The 11,838-nt window shown below is 66.6% G+C and carries 12 protein-coding genes; 5 read left to right on the plus strand and 7 right to left on the minus strand.

The window, feature by feature from the left end:
- Positions 1-10 precede the first annotated feature (10 nt).
- Positions 11-1,483 (minus strand): phospholipase D-like domain-containing protein, encoded by a 1,473-nt coding sequence (locus tag G6N53_RS03510; RefSeq protein ID WP_163887182.1) that lies wholly within the window; start codon positions 1,481-1,483, stop codon positions 11-13.
- Between the two features lie 121 nt (positions 1,484-1,604).
- Between G6N53_RS03510 and G6N53_RS03515 the strand changes: the two genes are divergently transcribed.
- Positions 1,605-2,087: a MarR family winged helix-turn-helix transcriptional regulator gene (locus tag G6N53_RS03515; protein ID WP_163887184.1), complete on the plus strand. Its 483-nt coding sequence runs from the start codon at positions 1,605-1,607 to the stop codon at positions 2,085-2,087.
- A gap of 56 nt (positions 2,088-2,143) precedes the next feature.
- A complete protein-coding gene (locus G6N53_RS03520) occupies positions 2,144-3,343 on the plus strand; it encodes an MFS transporter (protein WP_163895412.1) in 1,200 nt (399 codons plus the stop codon).
- Positions 3,344-3,355: 12 nt separating this feature from the next.
- Here G6N53_RS03520 and G6N53_RS03525 read toward each other — a convergent pair whose 3' ends face one another.
- The 3 genes from G6N53_RS03525 to G6N53_RS03535 all read right to left on the minus strand — a co-directional run bounded on the left by G6N53_RS03525 (position 3,356) and on the right by G6N53_RS03535 (position 6,895).
- Positions 3,356-4,660, minus strand: coding sequence for an aspartate aminotransferase family protein (locus G6N53_RS03525; protein WP_163887186.1), 1,305 nt, complete (start codon positions 4,658-4,660; stop codon positions 3,356-3,358).
- Positions 4,661-4,692: 32 nt separating this feature from the next.
- A complete protein-coding gene (locus G6N53_RS03530; protein ID WP_237166362.1) occupies positions 4,693-5,388 on the minus strand; it encodes an LpqN/LpqT family lipoprotein in 696 nt (231 codons plus the stop codon).
- 130 nt (positions 5,389-5,518) lie between these two features.
- Positions 5,519-6,895, minus strand: coding sequence for a DUF222 domain-containing protein (locus G6N53_RS03535; RefSeq protein ID WP_163887190.1), 1,377 nt, complete (start codon positions 6,893-6,895; stop codon positions 5,519-5,521).
- 358 nt (positions 6,896-7,253) lie between these two features.
- On the opposite strand from G6N53_RS03535, the gene G6N53_RS03540 reads away from it, so the two are divergent.
- Genes G6N53_RS03540 through G6N53_RS03545 form a run of 3 tightly spaced genes read left to right on the plus strand, consistent with a single transcriptional unit; the run spans position 7,254 to position 10,299 of the window.
- Positions 7,254-7,529, plus strand: coding sequence for a hypothetical protein (locus G6N53_RS03540; RefSeq protein WP_163887192.1), 276 nt, complete (start codon positions 7,254-7,256; stop codon positions 7,527-7,529).
- Positions 7,530-7,531: 2 nt separating this feature from the next.
- Positions 7,532-7,705, plus strand: coding sequence for a hypothetical protein (locus G6N53_RS29790; RefSeq protein WP_205390271.1), 174 nt, complete (start codon positions 7,532-7,534; stop codon positions 7,703-7,705).
- A 53-nt stretch (positions 7,706-7,758) separates the two neighbouring features.
- Entirely contained in the window at positions 7,759-10,299 is a 2,541-nt protein-coding gene (locus tag G6N53_RS03545) for a DEAD/DEAH box helicase (protein ID WP_163887194.1), read from the plus strand.
- Positions 10,300-10,321: 22 nt separating this feature from the next.
- Here the strand turns inward: G6N53_RS03545 and G6N53_RS03550 are convergent, their stop codons facing one another.
- From G6N53_RS03550 to G6N53_RS03560, 3 genes are all read right to left on the minus strand, one after another.
- Positions 10,322-10,573, minus strand: coding sequence for a hypothetical protein (locus G6N53_RS03550; RefSeq protein WP_163887196.1), 252 nt, complete (start codon positions 10,571-10,573; stop codon positions 10,322-10,324).
- 157 nt (positions 10,574-10,730) lie between these two features.
- Complete coding sequence (locus tag G6N53_RS03555; RefSeq protein WP_163887198.1) at positions 10,731-11,204, minus strand: hypothetical protein; 474 nt, start codon at positions 11,202-11,204, stop codon at positions 10,731-10,733.
- Between the two features lie 12 nt (positions 11,205-11,216).
- Positions 11,217-11,783 carry a hemerythrin domain-containing protein gene (locus G6N53_RS03560; RefSeq protein ID WP_163887200.1) on the minus strand — a complete coding sequence of 189 codons (567 nt, stop codon included), beginning with the start codon at positions 11,781-11,783 and terminating at the stop codon, positions 11,217-11,219.
- Positions 11,784-11,838: the final 55 nt, after the last annotated feature.

An 11,838-nucleotide genomic window follows, 5' to 3' on the forward strand; every position in this document is an offset into this window, starting at 1 on the left:
CCGCCGAGCCTCACACCTGGGGCGGCTTCTTCGTCAGCCCTTCGACCCAGCGCTGGACGCTGCGGCCGACGGACTTCGGCACATGGTCGGGATCCATCAGGTCGTTCTCGGCCAGCAGGCTGGCCTCACCGGCGATGGTCTCCTCGGTGAACCGCCGCAGCGTCCGGCCTTCTCCGCGTAGCGTTTCCACCGCCTGAAGGAACGAATTCCGGCGCTGCACGGCGTCGTCGAACTCGTCGGCGGACACACCGAGGTGCTCGCTCACCAAGTGGTTACGCACCGATGTGATCGTCTGGCGGAGCTCGTCGTGCTCCGCGGCGGCGGGGTCTGCCTCCACGGCCACGTCGCACTCGCTGTCGAATCCCATCGACCGGTTGTTCAGGTTCGAGGAACCGATGCGCAACAGCCGATCGTCGATCACCATGATCTTGGAATGCACGTAGATCGGAATGTCCTCGTCGGTCACCGGCCAGTACACAGCCAGTCGCTGATGCTGATCTGATTGCCAGAGTTCATGCAGGAGGCGGTATCTCGCGCTGTCCATCGCTTGTTCTTCCAGACGGCTTTCCGAGCTACGAGGGATGACGACGACGATTTCCGGGCCGTCGGGTTCGCGCAGCCGCCGGGCCAGCGCGAAGGCGAGCGTGCGGGAGGCCAGGTACTGGTTCTCGAGGTAGATCGTGTGACGCGCCGCCGCGATCGCCGCGAGGTTGAGCGCCTCCACCTCGCGGATTTCGCTGTGGTTGTCCATCTCCGGCATGGTGCGCATGATCCCGACATCGACGTTGCGCATGATCGGCTCGAGTCCGTCCGGCCAGACCCGGCGGTCGACGACCACCTGAGCCACGTACTCGCCCGTCGCCGTCCGCCATCGCTCCCGCGCCTGGTCGCCGAGAGCGCGCGCGGCGGCCCCGCTGACCGCGAAGGCGGCTTCGTGCCTGGGGCCGTATGCACTTCCGCTGTCGACGCGAAACTCGTTGTTCTGCAGATGCTCGCGAGTATCCCAGCGGCCGTGGGTGAGATCGATGCCGCCGCAGAACGCCATCACGTCGTCGATCACCACGATCTTCTGATGATGGACCGCACCGGTCGGATGCGCACCGTCGATGGCGAACTGCAGCCGGTCGCGGGTGAGCCAGTTCAACAACGCCACGGGCGTGAAGTCACCCCACATCCCTTCGAATGCCGGGAACAGCCGCAGATTCGATCTCAGCAGGTAGATGTCGAGATTGGGCCGCACCCGCACCAGCCAACGCAGGAACGTGCCCAGCTGGTTCGGCCCGGGAAGTGTTTTGCCACCGCGCTCGAACGTCATCCGGGTGTCGAAGTCCCACCCGATGAGCAGGATCCGGCGCTGGGCCTGCAGCAGCGCGGCCTTGCACTGATAGAAGTAGTCGGCGCCATCGATGATGCACGCCAGCTGATCGGCACGTTCCACGCGCCAGCACGTCTCGCCCGGTGTCAACAGGCGGTCGCTACTCATGGCAGGCCGTCGACGAGACTTCGCTGCTCACGGCGGACATAGCGCAGTGTCTATCACATCCGGTCCGCACCGACCGGTGACAGAAATCTGACTGCACCCAGCCGCGGCCCCGGATATATGCATGTGCTATGCATATATAGTGACGCAAGCCCGCTACGACCGACTCGACGACCTGCTCACGCGCATTCATCTCGCGCGGCAGCGCCCGGCCTGGCGGCGGCGGCTTCTCGACGGAGCGGACTCGGTGACGAACGTGTCGATGTTGCGAGTGCTGCGTGCGGTGGAGGAATGCGAACGCACCGAGGCCGGCGCCTCGATCCGCGACGTCGCCGAGTTCATGGCGGTCGAGCAGTCCACCGCCAGCCGCACCGTCGCCGCCGTCGTCGCGGCCGGCCTGCTCACCAAGACCTCCGCCCCCGACGATCAGCGGCGGTGTGCGTTGGTGCTGACGGACGTCGGCCGCAAGGCGCTGGCGACCGTGACGGATCGGCGCCGGGATCTGGTCGCCGAGACGATCGCCGACTGGCCGGACGCCGATGTCGACACGCTGGTCGGCCTGCTGGACCGGTTGACCGAACGCTTCGAAGGCGCGGGCATCGAGTGACCGCAGAAACCACAGAAACCACCGCCCCGCCGCAATCGCGGGGTGCGCTCGGATTGATGTTCGACCCGGTCTTCGGTGCGCTGTTCTGGGGAAAGATGTTCTCGGTCGTCGCGGTGTGGACCCACGGCATCGTCGCGGCGATCGTGATGTACGACGCGACGCGCTCGGCGCTGATGGTCGGCCTGGTCGGCGTCGTACAGTTCGCACCGCAGCTGATCCTGAGCCCCACCAGCGGCAAGTGGGCCGACACCGGGAACCCGGAACGTCAGATTCTGCTGGGCCGGGTGTTGTGCATCGCCGGGTCCGGGTTCGTGGCGATCTGGCTGTTCCTCGAACCCGGGCTGCAGGGCACCGCCACCGCGATTCCGATACTCCTCGGGACCGGGCTGGTCGGGTTCGGCTTCGTCGTGGGCGGGCCGGCGATGCAGTCGATCGTGCCCAACCTGATCCGTCCCGGTGAGCTCTCCACGGCCATGGCGCTCAACAGCATCCCGATGACCATCGGCCGCATCGCCGGCCCTGCCACCGGTGCCTACCTGGCCGCGCACTTCGGCTCGGCCACCGGCTTCGCCGTCAGCGCCGGCCTGCACCTGATTTTCGCCGTCTTTCTGGTCGCCGTGCGGTTTCCGGCGCCCCCGGTACGGCGTTCCGGGGCGGACTACCGGGTGCGCGCCGCACTAAAGTATGTGTGGGCTGACCGCCCGCTGTTGCTGGCACTGATCGCGGTGACTACGGTCGGTTTCGCCTCCGACCCGTCGATCACGCTGACGCCTTCGATGGCCGATGAGCTCGGCGGCGGCGCCCGCCTGGTGGGAACGTTGTCCGCGGTGTTCGGCATCGGCGCGGCGGTCGGCATGGTGGCGCTGGCCCTGATGCGGGGGCGGATGGCCTCGGCGCGTGTGTCGAGCATCGGATTGGCGGGGCTGGCCGCCGGGGGTGCGGTGCTGGCCATCGCGGCGGGACCGGTTGTCGCGATGGCCGGGTTCGCGTTGGCGGGGCTGGGTTTCGGCTGGGCCATGACCGGACTGAGCACCGTGGTGCAGGAGCGCGCGCCCGAAGAGTTACGAGGCCGCATCATGGCGCTGTGGCTTGTCGGCTTCCTCGGCTCGCGGCCGATCGCAGCCGCGCTGCTCGGCGGTACGGCCGACCTGGTCAGCGTTCAGGCAGCGTTCGCGGTCGCTGCCGCGCTCACCCTCGCGGTGACGCTGTGGTGCCGACCGTCCAATCTGACGGGCCCGCTACCCGCCCAGCTGTAGTCGCAGTTCGGTTCATCGCCGCAGGACCGCTGCGAGGGCGTCGTCGAGGATGCCCAGACCTTCGTCGAGTTCGGTCTCGGTGACGGTCAGCGGCGGTGCGATGCGGAAGATCCCGCCCATGCCGGGCAGCTGGACGATGTTCATGTGCAACCCACGTTCCAGACAGGCCGCGGTGACCTCGGCGCCCAACTGATCCGCCGGCGCCTTGCTCGTCTTGTCCGACACCAGTTCGATCCCCTGCAACAGACCGTGTCCGCGGACATCTCCGACCTGTTCGTAGCGCGCACACATCCCTGCCAACCGGGCGGCCAGCGTTCGGCCCAGCGACGCTGCTCGGTCTACCAGGCCGTCCCGGTCGACCACGGTCAGGACGGTCAGAGCGACGGCTGCCGCGAGCGGGTCCGACACGTGCGTGGTGAAGAACAGGAAACCTCGTTCGTGACATGTGGTTTCGATCTCCTCGCTGGTCACCACAACGGCCACCGGCAGGCCCGCGCCCAGCGTCTTCGACAACGTCAACAGGTCCGGGACGATCCCATCGTGTTCGAACCCGTACATCAGGCCGGTGCGGCCGATACCGGTCTGTGCCTCGTCGACGATCAGGAGCATGCCGCGTTCGGTGCAGAGTTCCTTGAGTCTGCGGAGGTACCCCGGTGGCGGCTCGATGATGCCGCCGGACGACAGGATTGGTTCGACCAGGCACGCAGCCAGACTGCCGGAGGACTGCTTGTCGACGATGTCGAACCCGTAGTCGAGTTCGGTCCGCCAGTCGTAGGTGCCGTCGGAGTGCCGAAACGGAGACCGGTAGGCATTCGGTGTTGGCAGGGTGAGGTTGCCCGGCATCGGAGGTCCATAGCCTCGACGGCCGGCACTGAACGTCGCCGAAGCCGCACCCGAGGTCATTCCGTGCCACGACCTGTCGAACGAGACGATCTCGTACTTTCCGGTGTACAGCTTCGCCATTTTGATGGCGGCCTCGTTGGACTCCGCGCCGGTGCTCAGCAGCAGCATCTTGGTCAGCGTTGGGGGCAGGGTCGAGCAGAGCGTTCGGGCGAGGTCCACCACGGGGGTGCTGAGCATCCCGCTGTACAGGTGGTCGAGGGCGCCGATCGCCGACGTGACCGTGGCCACGATGTCGGGATGTGAATGTCCGAGAACGGAGCTCATCTGCCCGGAGGTGAAGTCGAGGATGGCGGATCCGGTCTGGTCGTAGACGTGACTTCCCTCCGCCCGGGTGATGATCCGTGGAACGAACGATCCCCCGTAACGCACCATGTGCCGGTCGACGTCGTGCCAGAACTGATCGGCGCTCGCCATCATCTTCCCTTCTGAGACTGCCTCGAGCTGGGTCAGGGCTGGATCGTTGTCTCGACGTCGATGACCGACATCGCCTCCAGCAGCGCCTGCTGCGCGTCCGCAGGCCCCTGCGCATCGAGCGCCAGCAGGTAGATGCCGTCTGAACCCGGTATCACCACGGTCTTGCGCGCCACGAACACCGTCTGGCCGTTTCGGTCGAGGGTTCCGGCGATCTGGGCCGAGTCGAACCCGGAAAGTGTTCCGGGACTGCCTTCCTCGGGTCCGTCATATCCCGGCTGGGTTCTGATGGCGTTCGGCGCGAGCTCCAGGATCCTGGCCTGATCGACCTCACCACCGCTGAGACGCGCCATGCTTGCGACGATCACAGGTGGGTTCGGTGCGCCGGCGGCGCTTTCGAGCATGATCGCCCCGTAAGCGTCTTCGGGTGTATTCGGACCGACATCCATCCAGCCGGGCGGCAACGGCAGATCGAGCCGGGGCGCGGTAGCGTCGGCCCGAGTCACCGGGATCTGCGTGACGCCGTTCTCCTTCAGGTAGTCACCGACCGTGACTGCGGACGACTGTGCCGGCGCAGGTGTACTCGATGGAGTGCTGGTCGTCTCGGCGGCTGACGATGTCTCGGCCTGCCCCGAAGTCGTTGCCTCCGTCGCGCTATCCGAACCACACCCGGCCGCACCCAGGCCGAGTACGATCGCCGCGGTACCGAGCGCCAGTCTTGTCGTCTGCATTTCCATGAGCTCGTCCCCTCGTGTGTGGTGCCCCTGATCCTGACCAGGGGTGACGGTAGTGCATAAGAGGGCGAATGCGGGCAGCAGTGCGCGGCTGAGTCCGGGCATCGGTGTCCGCCGACGCCACCCGTCACGCCGAGGGTGGATCGGGGTCGCCGCGCAGCAGTTCGTCGGGGTGGTGGACTCGGTTGATCTTCGGTGGGCTGGTGCCATCGGTCCAGGCCAGGCGCCCGTTCGTGGTGGTGCTGGTTTTCAGGTGACCGTCGTTGACGCGTTTGTGGTCGGGCCCGCACGCGAAGAACAGCAGATCGGCGTCGGTGCGGCCGTCGGGGTGCCAGTTGGGACTGTGGTGGACCTCGCTGTGGTAGCCGGGTTCCAGGCAGTCCGGCCGGGTGCAACCACCGTCGCGTGCGTAGCAGATGATGCGCTGATCGGCTGTCGCGATGCGCGTTTGGCGACCCAGGTACAACGGACGGCCGGTGTGTTCGTCGAACACTGCCAGGTAGTGGATGGCGTCAGCCGCCATCCGGATCAGATCCCGCATCGGTAAAGCGGTGTCTCCGCCGGTGCGCGCCGGGGACGGCATCGACACCTCGGGGTCGTTGACGGCGTGCGCGGCCTGGTTCAACTCTGCGAGGGTGGTGCGCGCGATCACCGTCACCGGATGCCCACGATGCGATCCCATGCCCGCGGAGGCGATCCCCAGCTTCAACCCGAGTTTGACTCCGTCGTGGCAGCGTTGGGCATTCGTGCGATCGTCGCGGGCTTCCTCGACGGCGCCGTCGGGAAGGTGCCTGCCAGGCCGAACTGCTGCGGTGCACGCCTCTATGTAGCTCCTGGTCTCGGGGTCCACCCAACCGGTGAACTTCGACATCCCGTCGGGGCCTTGCGGACCCAGCACCAGTCCACGTCGGCGCGCCCGGTCGGCCTCGTCGTAGTGCCCATCGGGATTGAACAGCGCATCGATGCCCTTGCCGAGCTCGGTGACAAAATCCGCGTCATGACGCGAGGCCTCGCGCACCAAGGTGGCCTCCACGTCGGTCCGGTCGGTGACCGAGGTGCACGACGGCAACTTGTTGAGCACTGTGGTGATCGCCTTGAGGTGATCCTCACCCAGCATGCCGGCCGAGACGTGGTCGGCGACCTGAGGCAGCTGCGCAGGTAGCGGCGGGCCGCACACCTGCCGGCGGGGGCTGATCAGGGCCGCCACCCTGACGCGGCGTCTGAACTCCCGCAGCGGGATCCGCAGCCGGGAGCACAGCCGGTCGGTCAGCACCGGCGCCATTCCGGATTCATCGGGCGGGTCGGCGAGCTGACCGAACACCCGGTACATCAGCCCGCGGTTGACCCGCTCCTGGGTCTCCAACCGATCCGCCAGCTCGATCCTGAAACGGGTGCCGACGTCATCGCTGGACAGTGCCCGCATTTCAGCGTGGGCGACGTCAACCTGGTCGAGCAGAACACGAAACCGCGTCCGTGCTGCCTCGCCAGTGACGTATCCATTCACACCTCGACGCTATCGAACAATTGTTCGAGGAATGCGGCGGGGAGCTCCGACTTGTGGATGAATCGCGAATTGGGGATAACCGTGCGAGTCGAGAGGCGCTACTCCGCTTCGTCGCCTTCGTCGTGGTCGGTCGGTAAGGCCTGCGCCCCGGGTGTAGCCGGTGCATGTACCTCGTCGGCAGCCGGTTCCTGACGCTCGTCCGGTCCTTGGCTTGTCATCATGAACCCCCAATCGCAGTTGTTGACGCGCAACCTGTCTCGGCTGGGCGTCTGTCCTCTACCCGAAAACCGGCCTGGCGACCCTCATCACCTCGAATTTCTCGAACGTTTCGGCGCTCAGGGTTCGGGCATCCTGCAGCATGGCATTCAAACTCACATACACCGACGGCGAAGAAGCCGAGTACGACGACGCCACTGCCTGGGAGGTGGACGACGGCGTTCTGAAAATGGGCCGCACGGAAGGGGACTGGACCGTGCTGGTCTCCCCGAGCCACTGGGCCGTCATCGAGGTGGGCAGCGCGGCAGCGCGGGCCGAGGCCGACACCGGCACCGATGACGAAGATTCCGAGAAAGACGACGGCGAGAAAGCCGAGAAGACCGACCACAAGGACGAGGACAAGGACAAGGACGACTGAGGATGGATCACGAGTGTGAGGGCAGCGGCCGAGAATTGCCCGACGGCCCACCTCCCGATCGGGCGACAGTGTGCCCGGTATGCGGTCGCGAGATCCGGGTCGACCCCGACGAGACCCCCGACGGTTCGAGTTTTGTCATCGCCCGGCACCAGAAGGTCACCCAGGAATCTCCCTGATCCCCGAGCCCCGAGGCCACCGGCGCGGGACATGAGGCACTCTGGTCCCCACGATGACCCCGCCCCAGCTCCTCCTTGACGATCCCGGCGACCTGTCTGCGCTGCGTGCGGCAGGCGCCGACGCCGATGAGCTGTTCACAACGTTCGCCGCCTGGGCCGAGGCGAACGGGACTGCTCTGTACCCAGCGCAGGAGGAGGCGCTGATCGAGCTGGTCAGCGGCTCGAATGTCATCCTCGCGACGCCCACAGGTTCGGGCAAGTCACTGGTGGCGACCGGCGCACTGTACGCCACTCTGGCGGCGGATCGGCGCAGCTACTACACCGCGCCGATCAAGGCGTTGGTCAGCGAGAAGTTCTTCGCGTTGTGCGAGGTGTTCGGCGCAGTGAACGTGGGCATGCTCACCGGGGACGCCTCGGTCAACGCAGACGCACCAATCATCGCCTGTACCGCGGAGGTGCTGGCCAACATCGCGCTGCGTGAGGGAGCGCGGGCCGACATCGCGCTCGTGGTGATGGACGAGTTCCACTTCTACGGCGACCCGGACCGGGGCTGGGCCTGGCAGGTGCCGCTGTTGGAGTTGCCGCGCGCTCAGTTCCTGCTGATGTCGGCCACCCTCGGCGACGTCACGTTCCTGCGAGAGGATCTGGCGCGACGCACCGGTCGGCCGACGGCGCTGGTCGCCAACGCGGAGCGTCCGGTGCCACTGTTCTACAGCTACGCGACGACGCCGATGCACGAGACGATCGGCGACCTCCTCGACACCAAACAGGCGCCGATCTACGTCGTGCACTTCACCCAGGCGTCGGCGCTGGAGCGGGCGCAGGCACTGATGAGCATCAACGTCAGCACCAAGCAGGAGAAGGCCGCGATCGCCGAGCTCATCGGCGCCTTCCGGTTCTCCACCGCGTTCGGATCGACCTTGTCTCGACTGGTTCGACACGGAATCGGTGTCCACCACGCCGGGATGCTGCCGAAGTACCGGCGGCTGGTGGAGCAGCTGGCGCAGGCCGGGCTGCTCAAGGTCATCTGCGGCACCGACACCCTGGGCGTCGGCATCAACGTCCCGATCCGGACGGTCGTCTTCTCGGCGCTGTCCAAGTACGACGGCACCCGTACCCGGCTGCTGAGTGCCCGCGAGTTCCACCAGATCGCCGGGCGGGCCGGACGGGCCGGCTACGACACCGCCGGCACCGTCGTCGTCCAGGCTCCCGAGCACGAGGTGGAGAACCTCAAACAGTTCGCCAAGGTCGCCGATGACCCGAAGAAGCGGCGCAAGCTGGTGCGGCGCAAGGTACCCGAGGGCATGGTGCCGTGGAGCGAGAAGACCATGACCCGGCTGGTCGAGGCCGCGCCCGAGCCGTTGACGAGCAACATGCGGGTGTCCACGGCGATGCTCCTCGATGTCGTCGACCGGCCGGGGGACCCGTTCGCGGCGATGCGCCGCCTGCTCACCGAGAACCACGAACCACGCAAGCGACAGCTCCAGCACGTCCGGGAGGCGATCGGCATCGCACGCTCCCTGCTGCAGGCCGGTGTCGTGGAGCGGCTGGCCGAACCGGATGCCGACGGTCGCCGTTACCGGCTGACCGTCGACCTGCCGCCGGACTTCGCACTCAACCAGCCCCTGTCGACGTTCGCCCTCGGTGCGGTCGGGGTGCTCGACCCGGCGGCGGAAACCTATGCCCTCGACGTCGTTTCGGTCATCGAGGCGACGCTGGAAGACCCGCGCCAGATCCTTGCGGCGCAGCTGAACAAGGCCAGGGGCGAAGCCGTCGCGGCGATGAAGGCCGAGGGGATCGAGTACGACGAGCGCATCGAGATGCTCGACGAGGTCAGCTATCCCAAACCCCTCGACGAGCTGCTGCAGCACACCTATGGGGTGTATCTGCAGACCAATCCGTGGGCCGCCGACGCGCGACTGTCGCCGAAGTCCGTCGTGCGCGAGATGTGGGAGCGGGCTTTCACGTTCCGGGAGTTCGTCAGCGTCTATGGGTTGACCCGGTCCGAGGGTGCGGTACTGCGCTACCTGTCCGACGCGTTCAAGGCGCTGCGGTCCGGGGTGGCCACCGCCGCACGCACGGAGGAAGTCACCGACATCGTGGAGTGGCTCGGTGAGCTTGTACGACAGGTGGATTCGAGCCTGCTCGACGAGTGGGAGCAGCTCACCAGCCCCGACCAGCCGTTGGATACGCCGGTGACGGTGCCTGCCCGTCCGCGGCCGCTGACGGGCAACGAGCGGGCGTTCACCGCGATGGTGCGCAATGCGCTGTTCCGGCGGGTGGAGTTGTTCGCGCGGCAGCGCTGGTATGACCTCGGCGAGCTGGACGTCGGCTCGGGTTGGACGGCCGAGCGGTGGGAGGAGGTCGTGCGCGCGTACTTCGACGAGCACGACGACGTGGGCACCGGCGCGGACGCCCGGGGCCCGGCACTGCTGATCATCGACCGGCAGCGCGATGTCTGGCGGGTCCGGCAGATCCTCGACGACCCGGCAGGCGACCACGACTGGGGCTTCGACGTCGAGGTGGACCTGGAAGCCTCCGACGAGGAGGGAACAGCGGTGCTCCGTGTGGTCGACGCCGGCCGGATGGACTAGCGGAAGGCGCCGCCCTTGGCCGCTATCTGACCAGGTACTGCTGGCCGGGCAGGAAAGAACCGATCGGAACCGCGCGGGCGCCGCAGCGCTGCACCGTCTCGGCGAACCGATCACCGGCATGCATGGCCAGCAACAGTGAGTCTGCGCCGAACCAGCTGCTTGCCAAGACATCCCGCTGAGCGTCCGGCATGCTTTCGTTGAGCGCCCAGTTCGAGATGAACAGGTCCGCATCGACCTCCAGGTGATCGACCAGGCCGATCGGAACGATGTTCACCGCTCCCATGACCGGATGTACGGGCCCACCGTGTGGAGATGGACGCGCCGTTCCCCTAGTACCGCTGCCAGGTAAAGCCATTGCAGCGCAGAGAAGACCGGCGTGTCGATGACGACGCAGGTCGGTGTGCCGCTGTGCAGCCGAATGAGCAACCTGATCAGGCTGCCAAATCCGCCACCCACTCCACGATCGTGTCGGCTTCAGACAGCTGCCGTCCGCTGGCATCCTGATGCCGCAGCAGGTGGTAGGCCTGGTGCACCGTATTCGACGACGTTTGCACGGAACTGTCGGGCACCGCGAACATCGGCGGGGCACCCACTGGGGATTCGGCGAGCACTTCGATGTCGGACACGTACGTTCGGATCCACGGAAGCTCATGGGGCACCACGTACTCGTCGACGAACATCTGGAACCGAATTGCCGGGTGCCGCAGAAAGTCCTGCGGGGGAACCGGCAACAGGTCCCGTTCGAGCTCTGCATTCCGCCTCGTCCAGTCAGTGCGCACATACCTCGGCTCGGTGTGATGCCGGACGTGTTCGAGTTTCTCGGCGAAGCGGCCCGCCAAGTCGGCGAAGTCGTGACCCGAAAACTGTTGGTCACGGCCCACTGCCGGGCGCGGTGCGGGTGTCAAGATTCGACTCCTTTACCTCAGCGCTGAGGAGATGACATCGCGTGCCCGGTCGAGCATCGACGCGAACGGGCCGACGACGAAGTTCAGTTTCGCCGACTCGACCCCGGGGTGTGGCCGGGTCGGCGCGATCGCCTGGGCTGCCTGTACCGCAGCCGCCATCCGCTTGAGATCGTCGGCCTCGAGCTCATGCTGAAGTCGGTTGAATTCCTCGGCCTCTTCACGATCGGCATGCGAGACCACGGCGTCGCGGAAGAGCGTCAGGGCATCGAGGAACTCCTGCGACCCGATGTCCAACTCCTCGAGCTGCGCCAACTGTTCCTTGGCGTCGCGCTCTTCCGCCAGCCGCGCCTCCACGACGGCGTCCCCGTCGTCGATCTCTCGGCGCGCACGGGGGTGCACCACCATCTCCTCAGCCGTTTCGTGAACGGCCAACAGCTGCCTCAACGCGACGAAAGCCTCTTCTCGCGCCTCCGTTTTCGACGCAGACAGAACATCGTCGAACATGTCCTTGATCAGATTGTGCTGTCCCACCAAGAACGCCACCACGTCGTCGGTCGACTGCACGAATGTCTCCACCACGGCACGCACCTCCGCAATCAGGTCTGGACCTCGAATCAGAGCGCATGGGCTGCGC

The organism is Mycolicibacterium hippocampi, from assembly GCF_010723735.1.
GTDB lineage: Bacteria > Actinomycetota > Actinomycetes > Mycobacteriales > Mycobacteriaceae > Mycobacterium > Mycobacterium hippocampi.

Bases quoted from the DNA above. Each gene is read 5' to 3' on its own strand.
- G6N53_RS03510 (WP_163887182.1), bottom strand. From the start codon at position 1,483: ATGAGTAGCGACCGCCTGTTGACACCGGGCGAGACGTGCTGGCGCGTG.
- G6N53_RS03515 (WP_163887184.1), top strand. From the start codon at position 1,605: ATGTGCTATGCATATATAGTGACGCAAGCCCGCTACGACCGACTCGAC.
- G6N53_RS03520 (WP_163895412.1), top strand. From the start codon at position 2,144: ATGTTCGACCCGGTCTTCGGTGCGCTGTTCTGGGGAAAGATGTTCTCG.
- G6N53_RS03525 (WP_163887186.1), bottom strand. From the start codon at position 4,660: ATGGCGAGCGCCGATCAGTTCTGGCACGACGTCGACCGGCACATGGTG.
- G6N53_RS03530 (WP_237166362.1), bottom strand. From the start codon at position 5,388: ATGCAGACGACAAGACTGGCGCTCGGTACCGCGGCGATCGTACTCGGC.
- G6N53_RS03540 (WP_163887192.1), top strand. From the start codon at position 7,254: ATGGCATTCAAACTCACATACACCGACGGCGAAGAAGCCGAGTACGAC.
- G6N53_RS29790 (WP_205390271.1), top strand. From the start codon at position 7,532: ATGGATCACGAGTGTGAGGGCAGCGGCCGAGAATTGCCCGACGGCCCA.
- G6N53_RS03545 (WP_163887194.1), top strand. From the start codon at position 7,759: ATGACCCCGCCCCAGCTCCTCCTTGACGATCCCGGCGACCTGTCTGCG.